Source organism: Lacisediminihabitans profunda, assembly GCF_008040105.1.
Lineage (GTDB): Bacteria > Actinomycetota > Actinomycetes > Actinomycetales > Microbacteriaceae > Lacisediminihabitans > Lacisediminihabitans profunda.
Genome location: NZ_VRMG01000006.1, coordinates 65,681 through 81,815 on the forward strand (window position 1 = coordinate 65,681; position 16,135 = coordinate 81,815).

12 protein-coding genes are annotated in these 16,135 nt (G+C 68.2%); 8 read left to right on the top strand and 4 right to left on the bottom strand.

Annotated elements, in window-relative coordinates; all coding sequences use genetic code 11:
• Positions 1–28 precede the first annotated feature (28 nt).
• Positions 29–2,068, bottom strand: a complete 2,040-nt coding sequence (locus tag FVP33_RS08865; protein WP_147783303.1) for a DUF262 domain-containing protein — start codon at positions 2,066–2,068, stop codon at positions 29–31.
• A 124-nt stretch (positions 2,069–2,192) separates the two neighbouring features.
• On the opposite strand from FVP33_RS08865, the gene FVP33_RS08870 reads away from it, so the two are divergent.
• A complete protein-coding gene (locus FVP33_RS08870) occupies positions 2,193–2,966 on the top strand; it encodes a hypothetical protein (protein ID WP_147783304.1) in 774 nt (257 codons plus the stop codon).
• Positions 2,967–3,093: 127 nt separating this feature from the next.
• Here FVP33_RS08870 and FVP33_RS08875 read toward each other — a convergent pair whose 3' ends face one another.
• Positions 3,094–3,717 carry a cyclase family protein gene (locus tag FVP33_RS08875; RefSeq protein WP_246142266.1) on the bottom strand — a complete coding sequence of 208 codons (624 nt, stop codon included), beginning with the start codon at positions 3,715–3,717 and terminating at the stop codon, positions 3,094–3,096.
• 77 nt (positions 3,718–3,794) lie between these two features.
• Complete coding sequence (locus FVP33_RS08880) at positions 3,795–5,216, bottom strand: MFS transporter (protein WP_147783305.1); 1,422 nt, start codon at positions 5,214–5,216, stop codon at positions 3,795–3,797.
• A 117-nt stretch (positions 5,217–5,333) separates the two neighbouring features.
• Between FVP33_RS08880 and FVP33_RS08885 the strand changes: the two genes are divergently transcribed.
• From FVP33_RS08885 to FVP33_RS08900, 4 genes are all read left to right on the top strand, one after another.
• Entirely contained in the window at positions 5,334–6,314 is a 981-nt protein-coding gene (locus tag FVP33_RS08885) for a squalene cyclase (protein ID WP_147783306.1), read from the top strand.
• Positions 6,315–6,426: 112 nt separating this feature from the next.
• Entirely contained in the window at positions 6,427–7,011 is a 585-nt protein-coding gene (locus FVP33_RS08890) for a TetR/AcrR family transcriptional regulator (protein WP_147783307.1), read from the top strand.
• A 130-nt stretch (positions 7,012–7,141) separates the two neighbouring features.
• A complete protein-coding gene (locus FVP33_RS08895) occupies positions 7,142–8,164 on the top strand; it encodes an alpha/beta fold hydrolase (RefSeq protein ID WP_246142267.1) in 1,023 nt (340 codons plus the stop codon).
• Positions 8,165–8,205: 41 nt separating this feature from the next.
• Entirely contained in the window at positions 8,206–9,627 is a 1,422-nt protein-coding gene (locus tag FVP33_RS08900) for an MFS transporter (RefSeq protein WP_147783308.1), read from the top strand.
• A gap of 230 nt (positions 9,628–9,857) precedes the next feature.
• Here FVP33_RS08900 and FVP33_RS08905 read toward each other — a convergent pair whose 3' ends face one another.
• Positions 9,858–10,211, bottom strand: coding sequence for a hypothetical protein (locus FVP33_RS08905; protein WP_147783309.1), 354 nt, complete (start codon positions 10,209–10,211; stop codon positions 9,858–9,860).
• A 170-nt stretch (positions 10,212–10,381) separates the two neighbouring features.
• Between FVP33_RS08905 and FVP33_RS08910 the strand changes: the two genes are divergently transcribed.
• From FVP33_RS08910 to FVP33_RS08920, 3 genes are all read left to right on the top strand, one after another.
• The gene (locus FVP33_RS08910; RefSeq protein WP_147783310.1) at positions 10,382–12,643 is read left to right on the top strand and encodes an MMPL family transporter; all 2,262 of its coding nucleotides are present in this window, start codon (positions 10,382–10,384) and stop codon (positions 12,641–12,643) included.
• A gap of 91 nt (positions 12,644–12,734) precedes the next feature.
• Positions 12,735–15,281 carry an ATP-dependent Clp protease ATP-binding subunit gene (locus tag FVP33_RS08915; protein WP_147783311.1) on the top strand — a complete coding sequence of 849 codons (2,547 nt, stop codon included), beginning with the start codon at positions 12,735–12,737 and terminating at the stop codon, positions 15,279–15,281.
• Positions 15,282–15,619: 338 nt separating this feature from the next.
• Positions 15,620–16,111, top strand: a complete 492-nt coding sequence (locus FVP33_RS08920; RefSeq protein WP_147783312.1) for an FBP domain-containing protein — start codon at positions 15,620–15,622, stop codon at positions 16,109–16,111.
• Positions 16,112–16,135: the final 24 nt, after the last annotated feature.

Genomic DNA, 16,135 nt, shown 5'->3' on the forward strand with positions numbered 1-16,135 from the left:
CGCAATGCGAGCGCGGCGGCGGCCATCGCTACATCACTTCGCCGATGTAGGAGTACTTCACGAACACCTCGGATGCGAGGCCGGCCTCCTCGAGCGCGCCCTGAACCGCGGTGAGCATGTACTGGGAGTCCCACCCCAGGTAGAGGAAGTGCGTGTCGTCGAGCGCGTGCCACTGCCCGTTCCAGGCCTGAGCCTCGAAGATCGGCCCGCCGCGACGGGCGCTGAACTCGACGACGTGCTGCCGTTCATCCGCCCAGAGGCGTTTGAAGACGCGGTCGAACAGGTACTTGACGTCCTGGACCTCCCAGTGCTCGCCGCGGTACTCGACGTACTCGAACTCCCGTTGCCAGCCCCGGGGCCATCCGCGCCTCCGCTGGGCGTCGAGGATCGGGGTGAGCCCGTCGTCGTCGATGCCGACCGTGCCCGGACGCGCCCAGATCCGCAGGAAGTCGGCCGTGAGCCGAGCGGTGCGCTCGGCGATGGCGGACGTTCCCCAGGAGAGAGTGTCGGCGAGTTCGCGGGTGGTCGGGATGGCACTCCGGGCGTAGACGGCCGCGCGCTTGTCGGGGAAGGAGGTGTTGGCCGCGCGCTCCGCCAGCGGTTGCTCGAGGAGGGCGAGGTTGCCGAGGGTGTGCGCGAGGGCCCGGTGGCTGTTCTGCTCGTCCTCGGTGTATTCGACCCACTCCCGCGTTCCGTCGCCGCTCCAGGTGTCTCCGGGTGCCAGCGGAAAGATGTGGTCGACGTCCAGGTCGGCGAGGCTGTCGACGTTCGCGAGGCGCCCCAGTACGTAGGCGGCGTGGGGGAGCGCCCCGTATTTCACGGCCACCCGAACCCGCTCATCCGACGGGGTGATCCTGGCGATCGCGTCGATCAGGCTGGCTGGACCCTCTTCCCGGGCGCGGCACAGTCGGGCCACCAGACGATCGGTGCTCACCCCGACCACGGTGCGGCGCAGGAGCAGTGCCTGCACCTGCTCCAGCGTCGTGACGAGGGAGTCCTTGTCCACGGTGCCTCGGGAGAAGTCGCGGTAGGCGCGCATCACCAGTGGGTACATCGCCCGGCCGAAGGTGTTGACGTGGGTGAGTTGGCGGGCGATGTCCGGGTCCGACGCCTGCGTCGGCTCCAGCAGCGTGCGATAGATCGCCGAGTACTCCCGCCATTCGGCGGCCTGCTCGCGCAGGGTCTCGAGATTCAATCGAGGGAAGCGGTGCCGGAAGGCGTCGTACACGCCGCGGCCGCCCACGGTGTCGACCTCGCGCCCGGTCGTCATGACGAGATAGTGTCGCCAGAACGTGCCGATGGATTCCCCGGTGTTCTGTTCGATCGGCAGCCAGAACGAGTCCTCGATCTCACTCTGCTCCGCGTGCGACAGGCCCATGAGCACGTAGTTGTGGATCAGCTCGTGGTCCTGGAGCGGTTCCCCCGTGGAGTTGAGGCTCTCGAAGATCTGCTGTGCGTTCGCGTCAGCGCCGAGCGTGATGGCGACGTGCTCCAGACGCTGCAGACCCGTCCAGATTCGCCGGGCCTCTGATGCCGGAACCTGGCTCCGGAAGAAGGCGTAGTTGTCGTCGAAGCGGGAGTCGCGCGCCTCGTCATCCGCCAACCGTCGGTCGAGCACGACACTCTCGAAGACCTGCGCCCAGGCGCGGTGCGGGCGGAGCTTGGTGCGCGCCGGCCCGGCGTCCGGCGACCCGGAGCCTCGCACCAGCACTCGCTCCAGGTCGGCGGAGAGCGCGAGGTCCGCGGCCAGCACTGGATCGTTCAGCACGCTGTGGTGCAGCGCGGCGATCAGCAGCATCAGCGTCGTGATGCGCTGCTGGCCGTCGATGAGCACCAGTTCGGCGCCGTCGCCCTCGGCGCTGGCGGAGGACAGGATGGAGCCGATGAAGTGCATCTGCCGCTCGTCGGAGTCGGCGACCTCGCGGATGTCGGAGAGCAGCTGCTCGCAGGCGCCGATGTCCCAGCGGTACTGACGTTGGTACACCGGAACGACGATGGTCGTCTGCGCGGCGGACAGCCAGCCAATCGTGTTGACGGCGGTCGCATCGATATTCGTGGCAGAACTCATATTGAATCCAGCTTATTCGCCTGAGCGCGTGGCTCGATCGCCCTCAGGTGCCGAATGTTAGGCTCGCCTAAGTTGGGCGTGTAAAAACTTAGCTCGCCCTCGACGAAAGGACATGGTTTCGATCATGGGTTACATCAAATCTGCCGCACTCGAAGAGACCGGCTACGTGGTTCTCGACCGCTACAACCAGGAGCTCGACCCCAAGGAATGGCTGGACATCGAGTACGTCGACTGGAAGTCGTCTGGCGAGACCCGCTTTGCGCCGCTCGCCAGTGCGTTCGGCGAGATCGAGGTCAACGGCTTCTGGAACCACAAGCCACCGCGCACGGACAAGGACGGCGTCTGGATCCCCTCCCAGGTCGAGAAGGCGCCGAACCTCACTCGTCGGGCGCAGGAGCCCGGCGCCAACGTCGGTCGCTGCCGCGTCATCGAACTGCTGCCGAACACCTATGCGGACTGCCTGTACAACCTGCACCAGGACGACAACAACCGCCTCAACCCGGACGGCACCGGCTGGGTCGTCCGCGGATTCTTCAACCTCAGCGATGACAAGGACAGCTTCTTCGTGCTGCGCGAGAACCGCACAGACCCGAGCGTCGAATACCGCATCGCCCTCCCGGCCGGTGCCCAGCTGATCATCGACACCCAACGCCTCTGGCACGCCGCCACCCACGTCGGCCCCGAGCCGCGCTACTGCCTGATCACCTCCTGGGAGTCCGGCCCCGAGCTGGACGCGTACATGGAGAAGCACCACGCCCAGAGCCGCGTGCCCAACGTCGAGGTGCCGCAGGACATCCTCGACGCCGGACAGGCCGAGCAGACCCGGCGTATCGCGGCGCGTGCCGCGTACTACGCGGCCAAGGGCCAGGCCGAGAAGACGGCGATGAGCGAGGCCTGATCCTCCGCACTTTCCGCACAGGGGCCCCGGTCGTGCGACCGGGGCCTCTGTCGTTGGGCGGCGGCCTCAGGGCGTTTTGGCGTCGGCGCGGCGGCCCACGGGTAGTCGCACCGTGCACGACCAGGGGTCACTGACGCCCGAGTTCCGCGAACGCCCGCACCGGGAACGTGCCGAAGTCCGCGATCTTCGGCGCGACCGCGGTGAATCTCGCCCCCCGCGCCGGAAGCTCGCCGAGGTTCGTGAGGTGTTCGACGATGTGGATGCCGGCTCCCAGCAATAGAGCGTGCACTGGCCGCTCCCCGCTGGAGTCCTTGTCGTCGACGTTCAGCGAGTCGATTCCCACGAGTCCGACCCCGGCGTCGATGAGGAATCGCGCTCCCTCCTCGGTGAGGTAAGGGGCGCCGTTGCCGTAGCCCGGCGTGCCGAAGTGCCGGTCCCAGCCCGTGTGCAGGAGAACCGCCGATCCGGCGAGGTCACGTCCGCGAAAGGCCCTGGCGCCCACACCCCGCTCGGAGGCGTCGGGCAGGTGGATGACCTCCGTGCGCAGGCCGACCAGCGAGTCGAGATCCAGCCCGGCGAGGTCGATTCCTCCCGCGAAGCAGTGGAAGGGGCTGTCGAGGTAGGTGCCGGTGTTGCCGATCATGGTGATCATGTCCATCGTGAACTCGGTGCCCGGCGCGTAGCGGGCAGGCGAGTCCTCGCGGGCGAGGAATGACGAGATCGTGGGAGCGGGCAGCCCGGGGTAGGTCACGAGTCAGACGGAGATGGTGTGGCTCAGGTCGATGATGCGAGGCATTGGGTTCTTTCTGGTTGCGTGATGGATGTGGTCTAGTGGGCGAAGCGCGGCGCGTCGGCGGCGGGCCGCCCCGCTGGCACCAGCAGCGCCGCAATGATGGCGACGCCGAGGGCGACGACGGCGGCGGTGGCGTAGGCCGAGACGAACCCGGTCGTGGACTCGGGTTGGGCGAGGCTGCCGGCGGCGATCACGGAGAGGGTCGCCACGCCGAGGGCCGCACCGAGTTCGTGGAAGGTGTTGATGATTCCGGAGGCGACGCCCAGCTCCTGCGGCTGCACGTGGGACATCGCGGTCGTCGTGGCGGCGACGAAGGCAGAGCCGAGGCCGAGCGCGGTGACGCTGACTCCGGCGACAAGGAGGGGGATGGTCTCGACCTCGATGGCCGCCACCCCCGCCCCGATTGCGGCAATGGCGAAGGCGGTCGCCGCGACCAGGCGACCGCCGAGGCGTGACACGAGACTGCCGGCGAGATGGGCCCCGACGAGCGTGGCAAGGGCCACCGGGAAGAAGGCCAGTCTGGCGCCGAGCGCCGACAGGCGGTGGTGATTCTGCAGAACGAAGGAAAGCAGGAAGAAGCTGCCGACCAGCAGCGCGCTGGCGCCGAGCATGATCACAATGCCCGCCTGAACCGGGCGCCGCGCAACGATCCGCAGGTCGAGTAGCGGATCGCGTGCCGTGCGCTCGCGCATCACGAACAGGGCGAACAGCACTCCGGCGGCTCCGATCAGGGAGATCCACACGACCGGCAGCGACGTGCCTCCGATGCTCGTGATTCCGTAGATCAGGCTGCCTGCTCCGAGCGTGACCAGAATCGCGCCCGGCACGTCCATCCGTCGTCCGGACCGAACGGCACTGACCGCCGGAACGACCAGGGGCAGAAGAACCGCCACGAGAACGCCGACCGGGATGTTGATGAAGAAGATCCAGCGCCAGCCGGCGCCCTCGGTGAGGATGCCGCCGATGAGCACGCCGATGGCAGCGCCGACGGCGCCGACGGCGCCCCAGATCGCCAGGGCGCGGTGGCGGTCCGCGCCGCTGAATCGACCGGTCACCGTGGCCAATGCCGCGGGGGAGAGAAGCGCGGCCCCGATGCCCTGTGCGGAGCGGGCGGCGAAGAGCCAGGGTGCCCCGTCGGCGAGCCCCGCGAAGAGCGAGGCGACGGTGAAGAGCGCCAGACCGGCGAGGAAGATGCGTTGTGAACCGAGCAGGTCGGAGAGCCTTCCGCCGAAGAGCAGCAGGCCACCGAAGGGGATGACGTAGGCGGTGATCGCCCAGCTGGCGGAGCCGCCGTCGAGGTTCAGCTCCCTGCCGAGTTGCGGCAGCGCCACGTTGATCACGGTGACATCGAGGATGAGCATGAACTGAGCTGCACAAAGCAGCACGAGGGCAATCCAGCGCCCGCGCGTTGCCGGGGGCTTCACGCCGGTCGGGTGCACGCTCGTGAGGTGTGACATGGTCCTCCTAAATCAAACATGAATGTATGAGATACCATAACTCAAACATGACTGTTTGGGATAGGGGCATTCGTGGGGCCCTCGCCAGGTGGTCGAGTCGGGAGTACCCTGCGGACCATGGCCACCGAAACCGCCCTCATCGACTGGTTGCTCGAGACCGATCCGGCCCTGCGCTGGCAGGTAGAGCGGGATCTCGCGGGCGCGCCGGCGGAGGTCTGGCGGGCGACTCGAGCCCGCGTGGGCACGGAGGGATTCGGCGAGCGCCTTCTCGCGCTTCAGGATGCCGACGGCCAGTGGGCGGGCGGGGCGTACTTCCCGGGCGACCTCGATTTCACGGGCCCAGAGGCGGCCGAGGGCGCCGGGCAGCCGTGGACGGCCACGACCTGGTCGCTCAACGCACTCCGAGAGTGGGGAGTCGACGCGGCGCTGCTCTCAGGCACGGCGGACCTGCTCGCCGCGAACAGCCGCTGGGAGTACAACGACCTGCCGTACTGGGGCGGCGAGGTCGACTGCTGCATCAATGCGTACACGCTCGCCAACGGGACGTGGCTCGGCGCGGATGTCTCTGGGCTCGCGCAGTGGTTCCTCGAGCACCGGATGGCGGACGGCGGCTGGAACTGCGAGTGGGTCGAGGGCTCGACCCGCTCGTCGTTCCACTCCACGCTCAACTCCGTGAAGGGGCTGCTCTACCACGAGGCCGCTACCGGCGGCAGCGCCGAGCTGCGTGAAGCCCGTCGATCCGCGGAGGAGTACCTGCTGGAGCGCCGCCTGATGCGCTCCCTCTCCACGGGCGAGCTCGTTGCGTCGTGGGCGACCCGGTTCGCCTACCCGTTCCGCTGGTTCTACAGTGTGCTCAACGCGGCGGACTACTTCCGAGCGGCTGCGCTTCTGGACGGCACCCGGCCCGATCCGCGGCTCGCCGACGCGATCGACGTGATCCGAGCCGCCCGTCTCCCGGACGGCACCTGGCTTCAGGAGCGCAGGCATCCCGGGCGGGTGTGGTTCGAGGTCGACGTGCCGGCGGGCGAGCCATCGAAGTGGCTGACGTTCCACGGCACCCGCGTGCTCGACTGGTGGGACGAGGCGAGTCGCGGGTAAGCCCGCCCTCCTCCGTCGGTGTGGACGCCGCGGCGGAGGTGGCTCCTCTCCGCGATGACGACCGACCGGCGCGCCATAACCCAAACATGGTTGTTTGAGATAAGGTTGATTCATGACCACTGATGTGACCGACCGAACCCAACGAGTCGATGCCCAGCGCAATCGCGCGGCGATCATCGACGCCGCCCTGGCCTGCCTGTCCGCGAATCCGCGGGCGAGCATGGCGGAGATCGCTCGGGCCGCCGGGGTCGGTCGGGTGACCCTGTACGGCCACTTCTCCTCGCGCCGGGAACTCGTGGAGGCCGCGTCCGTGCAGGCCATCGGTCGGGCGGAGGTTCAGCTCGCCCCGCTCGACCTCGACGGGGATCCGCGCGAGGCACTGCGGCTGCTCGTCACGACGTCCTGGCGACTCGTGGATGACTTTCAGGGGCTCATCGGTGCCGCCGAACAGGAACTCGGCGCCGACCGCGTTCGTGAACATCATGACGAGACCATGCTGCGCGTGCGCCGGCTGATGGAGCGCGGCCAGGCGAGCGGCCAGTTCCGTTCCGACCAGTCCGCCGACTGGCTCACCGCGTGCTTCTTTGCGATCCTGCACGGAGCGGCCACGGAAATCCGGCTCGGACGGCTCGGCGAGGACGAAGCGGACCGCCTGCTGCCCGACACGATCCAGGCCCTGGTGTCCGTGCCCGCCTGACTCTTCGGCCGGGGAGTGCGCCTCCGCCCAGGGGATTCTTCGCTCCGCACTATCTCAAACAGCCATGTATAAGTTATGGTGGAGTAAGTCAAACAAACATGTTTGAATTACTCGAACTGAGGGGCTGAATGTGACCGTCGACGCCGCGCAGACAATCGCTTCACCGCCATCCGACCACCCGAGGTCCGAGGGCGAAGAGAAGCCACGGAGGAGAGGGTTCCGGACCCTCGGCATCGTCGCCCTCGCCCTGATCGGGCTGCTCTTCGGGTCGACCGTCACCAACCTGATCCAGGAGCGCGTCGAGCGGTCGGTCACCGCGCCATACGGCCACCGCGTGGCGGTGGACGGCGGCTCGCTCAACGTCTACCGCAATGGCCACTCCGGACCTCCGCTCGTGCTGCTCAGCGGCCTGGGCACCGCCGCGCCCGCGCTGGACTTCGCCCCGCGGATCAGGCGACTCGGCGCATTCGACGTCATCGCGGTCGAGGGGCTGGGATACGGCTACGGCGACATGACCGCGAGGCCTCGAACGGTGGAGAACATCTCCGCAGAACTCCACGAGGTACTGTCGAAGCTCGACATCGAACGGCCGTACACCCTCGTGGGCCACTCGATCTCCGGCTTTTACACGCTCTACTACGCCACCAGGTATCCGAAGGAGGTGTCCGCGGTGATCGGCATCGATCCGACCGCGCCGGCCGACAAGGTGGACGCCCCCAGCATCCAGAGCGGTGGCGTCAATCTGGCTCGGCTGGCCTCGACGACGGGCCTCGCCCGAGGGCTGAGCGCCCTCGCCCCCGCACTTCTCGGCGAGCCGGACGGCGGCGCGTACACCGCAAACGAACGTCGCCGGATCCACCTGATGACCAGCTGGAACTTCGGCAACGACGCCGTCGCGAACGAGATGGCTCAGATCGGGCGCAACGCCCGCCGGCTCCAGGGAATGACCTACCCCGTTGGCCTGCCCGTTCTCACCTTCCTTTCCGCCGACAGCGTCGCCACCATTCCGCACTGGCGTGAGATTCACGAGGACCAGGTGAAGAACGTGCACCGCCACGAGATCGTCGTGCTCCGGGGCAAGCACTACCTGCACTGGACCCAGTCGGCGGCGATGGCGGCGAAGATCACCGTATTCCTGGGCCGGGGCAAGTGACTTCCGTGGGCGGCTCGACGGTGAGGAGGCGCGTCGGGCTGGTGGTGCTTGTCTCAGCACAGTTCGTCGTGATGCTCGACACCGCCGTGGTGAACGTCGCGCTGCCATCGATCCAGCACGACCTTCACCTCACGCAGACGGGCGTCGCCTGGGTGGTCAACGCCTATTTCCTTGCCTTCGGCGGGTTCCTTCTGCTCTCCGGGCGGGCGGCGGACCTCTTCGGCCGCCGACGGATGTTCATGGCCGGCGCCGCGCTCTTCACCGGGGCGACCCTGCTGGCGGGAATCGCGCCCAACGAGACCGTTCTTGTCGTCGCCCGCACCCTGCAGGGACTCGGCGCAGCCGTGTTGAGCCCCTCGGCCCTCTCCGTGATCCTCGTTGGATTCCCGGGTGCGGCCCGGGCGAAGGCGATGAGCGCGTGGGGCGCTGCCTCGGCGGCCGGCGGGGCTGTCGGAGTCTCCGTCGGCGGGCTCGTCACCGCAGCCCTCGGCTGGCAGTGGGTTTTCTTCATCACGATCCCGATCACCCTCCTCGCCCTGGTCTCCGCGCGGTTTCTCTTCGTCGCCGGGTCGGGGGACCGCATTCGCCGCACCTTCGATGCCTTCGGGGCCATCACGATCACCGGGGCCGCCCTCGCCCTGATCTACGCGACCCTCTCGGTCGTGGACCGAGGCTGGTTCTCGGTGGAGTCGATCGGGGGAGCGGCGGCCGGGGTCGCGCTGCTCATCGCCTTCGTCTCCATCGAAAAGACGGCGGCGGACCCGATCGTTCCCCTCGCCCTCTTCCGGCAGCGGGCGGTCTCGGCCGGCGTGATCATCGGACTGCTCGGGGGAGCGGCACGCGTCTCCGCCTTCCTCCTCAGCGCCCTCTACCTCCAGCAGGTTCTGCTGCTCGCGCCCGACTCGGCGGGGATCGCGATGCTGCCGACCTCGGTGGCCGGGTTCGTCGTCTCGCTGCTCCTGCTGCCCCGCATCCTCCGTGCCATCGGGCCGGAACGCACGCTGATGCTGGGCCTGCTGTTACTGGCGGCCGGGCACCTGTGGCTCGCGCGGAACCCCGCCGGGCCGACGTATTCCCTGGATGTGCTGCCCGGGCTGTTGGTGGCCGCGGCGGGAGTCGCCCTCAGCTTCACCCCGTCGACGATGGTGATCGCCTCTGGCGTCCCGGCGAGCCAATCCGGGCTGGCCTCGGGCCTGGCGAACGCCAGCTCCCAGGTCGGGGGCGCCATCGGAATCGCGGCCTTCAGCGCCGTGGCCGCCGCCCGGATGCAGGAGCAGGTCGCGGCCGGAGCCACGGCACGCGAGTCGATCGCCTACGGCCTGCAGGGTTCATTCGCCGCGGCCGCGATCGCCGCCCTCGTGGCGGCGGCAGTGGCGTTGCGGTTGTTGCGGGGTCGACCGCGGCCGCTCACGGTGTCTGCGACGGAGAGAATCGCTCGGCGTTCGACGCGTGCTCGGCCGTAACCCCCTCCGGCGGCGACTCGACGTGCCCGCTGAACAGTGGCGACGCGGATGAGGCCGCTCGTCAGAGATCCGTCCTGGCGGAGCTCGCTCGCCCTCGCGGAGGGAGCTGCCGCATGCTCCGGCGGGGAAATGTGCTCGAGGAGGGATACTCGCCTCCCGCCGCCGGGCCGCATCTCCCGCCGCGACGGGAGCTCGAGCAGGATCGCGACCGGGATAGGCCAAAGCACGCGCTAAGCGAAGACGCGGAAGCCCAGCAGCCGGTAGACGGGCGTCATGAGGGCGAGAAACGGCGCGAGCAGGCGGAGCAGGTACACGATCACCGGGGCGCCCAGATAATGGCCGGCGGCGAACAACGCGATGCCGACGAGGGCGAGGATCACGGCGGCGACAAGCCCCTTCCTGGTGTCCAGGAAGGGCGCGGCGAAACCGACGCTCACGGCGAGGATGCCGATGTCCACGATGAACCCCCCGGTGGTGGCATCCGGCGCCAGATGGGCGACGGACCACAGGGTGATGCCGATGGCCCAGCCGAGTACGAAGACCAGACCGGCAAGCGGCTTGGTGAGTTCGCGTGAGACTGGCATGTGATCGCTCCTTTTCCTGGTGGACGCGAGCGCTCCCACCGCACACGATCCTATCGCTGGGGCGGCCGGCCCGGCGGCAACCGGGGGGACCTTAGCCCCGCGGGTCGGGCTCGCGAGGAAATACCGTGTGGTCAGCCGCACGACGCGGCAAAACGGAGGATACGGCAACCATGCTGCGCGCCCTTGGTGTCGCCATCGCCCGGCACCGGCTCATCGCCACCCTCGCCTGGGCGATCGCCCTCGCGGTCTGCCTCGCGACCGCCGTCTTCGGGCTGACGGGGGAGAACCTCTTCCAGCGACTCTCGAGTGCCGGCCCGTCCGTTGCCGGTGAGGCGAGCCACGCGGACTCGCTGCTGAAGAGCACCAAGGACAAGAACACGGAGTCGCTGTCGCTGCTGCTCCACGGTGTCGACCTGAAGTCCTCGGAACTGGGCACCCTCCTCGCCGATGCGAGCGGGAGTCTCTCGAAGATCACCGGAGTCACCGAGGTGGTGAACCCGCTCGCCATTCCGGCCCTGCCCGACGGCACGCCATCGCCCGCAGCCGGCGCGTTGCTGGCCTCGGACGGCAAGGGTCTGCTTTTCACCGTCTCGATGTCGAAGTCGGGCGGCAAGGTCAGTGATTCGGTTCTCGGCCCGGTGCAGCGCAAACTGGAGGCCACCGCGTCGAAGGTGCACACCCTGGTGCCGGGCGCGACGGCCGAGGTGGGCGGAACACCCCTTCTCGTGCAGTCCCTGGTCGCGGTCGCGGAGTCGGACCTGCAGCGCGGGGAACTGATCTCGCTCCCCATCGCCCTCTTCGTGATGCTCATCATCTTCGGGGGGTTCCTGGCGGCGGGCATCCCGCTCGTCGGCGCGGTCGCCTCGATCGTGGGAGCGCTCGGCGCGCTCTACGGATTCAGCTACCTGATGGACATCGAGACCACTGTGATGAACGTGATCACCGTGATCGGGCTGGGGCTGTCGATCGACTACAGCCTGCTGATCGTGAGCCGCTTCCGTGAGGAATTCCGCGCGATGGTCGAGCAGATGCCGCCCGAGGGGGTGCCGGCGACGGGTCACGGGAGGCGTGCCGTTCGCGTCTCCGACCGCCATGAGGTGATGCTTCAGGCCGTCGGCGTGACGGTCAACACGGCCGGACGCACCGTGCTGTTCTCCGGGCTGACCTTCGCGATCGCCACCCTGGGCCTGTTCGTCTTCGAGCCGTCCATCATTCGGGCCATCGCCATCGGAGCGAGCACCGTCGTGCTCATCGCCGTGCTGACCGCGCTCGTTCTGGTGCCGGCGCTGCTCGGCTATCTCGGCGAGCATCTATTCAAGCCCGGGCTGCTCACCCGCATCCCCGGCCTGGGCCGGCTGCTGAGCCGCTTCGGCGATGTGGCGCCGAAGGAGGGCGTCTTCTCCAAGCTCACGCGCGGCGTGCAGAAACTGCCCTGGCTCGTCGCGGCCGCCGGCGTCGCCGTGCTGCTGCTGCTCGGAAGCCCGGCGCTGGCCATCAACATCTCGAACAACGCCGACGACTCGATTCCGAAGTCGTCGTCGCAATACGGATTCGTGACGGCACTCCAGGCCCACTTTCCCCTGGCATCCGCTCCGCGGGTGCAACTGGTGGCCTCCGCCGATGAGGCCTCGGTCGCCGCCTGGGTGGACCGGGTGAAGGCGCTGCCCCACGTGACCGACGCGACGGCACCCGCCAAGGTCAACGGCTACTGGGTGTCCCGCGTGAGCGTGCAGAAGCACCAGGGCACCGCCGTCGTGGGAGAGATCCGGGCGAATCGCCCCGCCTTCGCCAACTGGGTGGGAGGGTCGGATGCCGCCTCGCTCGACTACACCGAGTCGCTGCTGCGCGGTGCGCCGTGGGCCGCGCTCATCATCGCCGTGGCCACCTTCGTGCTGCTCTTCCTCATGACGGGCTCCCTGGTCATCCCGCTCACGGCCCTGGTGATCAGCGCGATCTCCCTCGGCGCCGCCGTCGGGGTTCTGGTCTGGGGTTTTCAGGATGGAAACCTCGCCGGCCTGCTCAACTTCGATGCGACGACCGTCTCGGGAGTCGATGCCCTCGTGCTCACCCTCGTGCTGACCTTCGGCTTCGGCCTGGCCATGGACTACGAGATGTTCCTGCTGGCTCGCATCAAGGAGCACTACGAGCAGGGCGAGGGCACGCGGCTCGCCATCGAAACGGGACTGCAGAGCTCGGGGAGGATCATCACCTCGGCTGGGCTCATCATCGTGCTGGTGTTCATCGGATTCGCCACCGGGCAGCTGATGCAGATGAAGCAGATCGGCATCTCCCTCGCGGTGGCCGTGCTGCTGGATGCCACGCTGGTGCGCACCATCCTCGTCCCGTCCGTGATGACGTCGCTCGAACGAGTGCTGTGGTGGGCGCCCCGGTGGATGCGGCCCATCCACGCCCGCTTCGGGCTCCACGAGTGAGACCGGAGCATTTTCGCGGCACGCGGGAATGAAACTCGATCCTCGTTGTTAAGTTGAGTCAAAGGCACTCAAGTTTCACCGGGAGGTCCAATTGCCTAACAACTCCGAGCCCGAGGACGTCGGCGGAAATTCCTTCGACGAATTCCTCGCTCGATACCTCGAGGGCGAGCGCTCCGCACAGTCCGGGCGTTCGATCGACATCAGCCGACTGCTCAGCCGCCGGTCCCGCGAGGTTCTCGCCGAGGCCGGGCGATTCGCGCTCGAGCACGGCCAGAACGAACTCGACGCGCTCCACATCCTGCGCGTGATCGCCGAACGCGAGCCCGCCGCCGAGGTGATCAGGCGCGTGGGGTCCGACCCCGCGAAGGTTGCGCACGCCGCCGAGCAGCGGCTGCCGGCGACATCCGCCGAACGCGCCACCGCGGCGCCCGCACTCACCCAGTCCGGGCAGCGCGCCCTGTTCCACGCCTATCAGGTCGCCCGGGCATCCGGCTCGACCTACATCGACCTGGAGCACCTGTTCTTCGCCCTCGTCATCAACCAGGACTCGCCGGCCGGCCAGGTTCTCGCCGCAGCCGGCGTCACGCCGGAGTCGCTGCAGTCCGGCATGCGGGAGACCGTGAGTTCCGGCGGGACCGAACAGCCGAGCGTCGAGGCGGAGTCCCAGACTCCGATGCTCGACAGGTTCGGCGTCGACCTCACGGCGATGGGCAGCGCCGGAGAGCTCGACCCCGTGATCGGCAGGGCCGACGAAATCGAGCAGACCATCGAGATCCTCTCGAGGCGCACCAAGAACAACCCGGTGCTCATCGGTGAGGCGGGGGTCGGTAAGACCGCGATCGTGGCCGGGCTTGCCCAGGCCATCGTCGACGGCGCCGTTCCCGAACAGCTCCGCGACAAGCGCGTGGTCACCCTCGACCTGCCGGCGATGCTGGCCGGCACGAAGTACCGCGGTGACTTCGAGGAGCGCCTCACCACGCTCATGGACGAGATCAGCGCCCACAAGTCCGAGCTCATCGTGTTCATCGATGAGTTGCACACCGTGGTCGGCGCCGGCGGCTCCGGGGACGGCGGCATGGATGCCGGCAACATCCTCAAGCCCCGGCTGGCCCGCGGTGACCTGCACCTCATCGGCGCCACCACGCTCAAGGAGTACCGCTCGATCGAGAAGGACCCGGCCCTCGAACGCCGCTTCCAGCCCGTGCAGGTGGGTGAGCCCGGCATCGAGGATGCCGTGCTGATCCTCTCCGGACTGCGCAAGGCCTACGAGGAGCACCACGGGGTGACTTACACCGACGACGCCATCCGCGCCTCGGTCGAACTGTCTGCCCGCTACGTGACCGATCGCTTCCTGCCAGACAAGGCCATCGACCTCATCGACCAGGCCGGCGCTCGACTGCGCCTCAGGCTCGGGTCTCCCGTGGACGTCTCCGCCCTGCTCGAGGAGCTCGCCGCCCTCGAGGCCGCGAAGAACTCGGCGGTGGCCGGCGAACACTACGAGGAGGCCTCGAGGTTGCGCGATGAAATCGAGGCGGTCCACGACAAGCTGGCCGCGGCGAAGCCCACGAGGGCGGCTGTCGCGGCGGTGGTGAACGAGGCAGAGATCGCCGCGGTCATCTCGCGGGCCACCGGCATCCCCGTCACTAGGTTGACGGAGGTCGATCGTGAACGCCTGGGCCGGCTGGAGGCCGACCTGCACGAGCGCGTGATCGGCCAGGATGACGCGGTGACCGTGGTCGCCAAGGCCGTTCGCCGCAACCGCACGGGCATGGGCGACCAGAATCGACCGGTCGGCAGCTTCCTGTTCCTCGGTCCGACCGGCGTCGGAAAGACGGAGCTCGCGAAGTCCCTCGCCGAGTCGCTCTTCGGCGACGCCAAGTCGATGCTTCGCTTCGACATGAGCGAGTTCGGCGAACGGCACACTGTGAGCCGGCTGGTCGGCGCCCCTCCCGGATACGTCGGCTACGACGAGGCCGGCCAGCTCACCGAGCGGGTGCGACGCAATCCGTACTCCGTCGTGCTGTTCGACGAGATCGAGAAGGCCCACCCCGACGTCTTCAACCTGCTGCTGCAGGTGCTGGATGACGGGCGGCTGACCGATGGCCAGGGGCGCACCGTGGACTTCCGCAACACCGTGATCATCATGACCTCCAACCTCGGGTCGGAGTTCCTGGCGAGCCGCGGCGGCGCCCTCGGCTTCGTGGCGAGCGACTCCGCGAACGGCTTCGGGTCCGACAAGGACCTGCGGGACCGGGTCATGGGCAAGCTGCGCGAGGCCATGCGGCCCGAGTTCCTCAACCGCATCGACGAGATCGTGCTGTTCCGCAAGCTCGAAACCGCCCAGTTGCATGAGATCGTTCGGCTGCTGATCAAGGCCACCGAGGCGCGGCTGCTGGCCCGCAACATCGGCCTGAGCGTGTCGGACGAGGCCGTCGACTGGATCGCCGACCACGGCTACGAGCCCGAGTACGGGGCTCGCCCGCTGCGTCGGGTGATCCAGCGCGAACTCGAGGACAGGATTGCCGATCTCCTCGTCACCGCGCAGCTCGAGGACGGCGGAAGCATCGGGGTGACGGTGATCGACGACGGTCTGGCAGTTGCTGTGCGCCGAGAGGCCGGGCTGCCGCTCGCCGCCTGACGATCGACGATCGAAGCCGCTCGCGCGGAGATGGTGTTCGCACCACCCCCGCGCGAGCGCTTCGGCGTTTCGGCGCGCATCGGTTGGCGTAGGCTGCCTGTCGTGGCATTCCTCATCTCTGTGACTCAGCCCTGTGGGCGTTTGGAGCTCGCCGGCGATTCCTTCGCCGGCTCGAGATAGCCCTGTTCTTCCCTGGTGATCATTCCCGCGCCCTCGGCGCATTCCGATCCTCGACGTGGCGCCCGCAGTGGCTGCCGCAGCCTGGATCTCTCGCACCCGGACCCCTCGGCGCCGCGCCGGACCGAGGGACAGACAGACAGACAAGGCAGCCCTAATTCATGCTCCCGCTCACTGAAAAAGACCTTCGAGGCTCGTTCGTCAACGCCTCCCTGAGGGAACGAACCGCCCTCACCCTCCCGCCGGAATTCGCCAGCCTGGCGTGGGACAACCTCGACTACCTCGGCTGGCGCGATCGCAAACTGCCCAACGTCGGTTATGTGGTCATCGCACTCGACAGTGTCCCCGTCGGAGTAATGGTTCGCCGTGCGGATTCCAAGCCCCGCTCGCGAGCGCAGTGCTCGTGGTGCGAGGACGTTCACCTGCCCAACGACGTGGTGCTCTTCAGCGTCAAGCGTGCCGGACAGGCCGGCCGAAACGGCGACACGATGGCAACCTTCGTGTGTGCCGAATTCGAGTGCTCGGCGAATGTGCGCAAGCGACCACCCGTCGCGTATGTCGGCTTCGATGTCGAGGCGGCGCGACAGCGGCGAATCACCACGCTGGGGGAGCACGTGCGCCGGTTCGTGCGGAGCGTGCGTGACGGGACCTGAGGCCTGCCGGCCCGGGCGGTCGTC

Coding starts and splice junctions, on each gene's coding strand:
- FVP33_RS08865 (WP_147783303.1), bottom strand. CDS start 2,068: ATGAGTTCTGCCACGAATATCGATGCGACCGCCGTCAACACGATTGGC.
- FVP33_RS08870 (WP_147783304.1), top strand. CDS start 2,193: ATGGGTTACATCAAATCTGCCGCACTCGAAGAGACCGGCTACGTGGTT.
- FVP33_RS08880 (WP_147783305.1), bottom strand. CDS start 5,216: ATGTCACACCTCACGAGCGTGCACCCGACCGGCGTGAAGCCCCCGGCA.
- FVP33_RS08885 (WP_147783306.1), top strand. CDS start 5,334: ATGGCCACCGAAACCGCCCTCATCGACTGGTTGCTCGAGACCGATCCG.
- FVP33_RS08890 (WP_147783307.1), top strand. CDS start 6,427: ATGACCACTGATGTGACCGACCGAACCCAACGAGTCGATGCCCAGCGC.
- FVP33_RS08905 (WP_147783309.1), bottom strand. CDS start 10,211: ATGCCAGTCTCACGCGAACTCACCAAGCCGCTTGCCGGTCTGGTCTTC.
- FVP33_RS08910 (WP_147783310.1), top strand. CDS start 10,382: ATGCTGCGCGCCCTTGGTGTCGCCATCGCCCGGCACCGGCTCATCGCC.
- FVP33_RS08920 (WP_147783312.1), top strand. CDS start 15,620: ATGCTCCCGCTCACTGAAAAAGACCTTCGAGGCTCGTTCGTCAACGCC.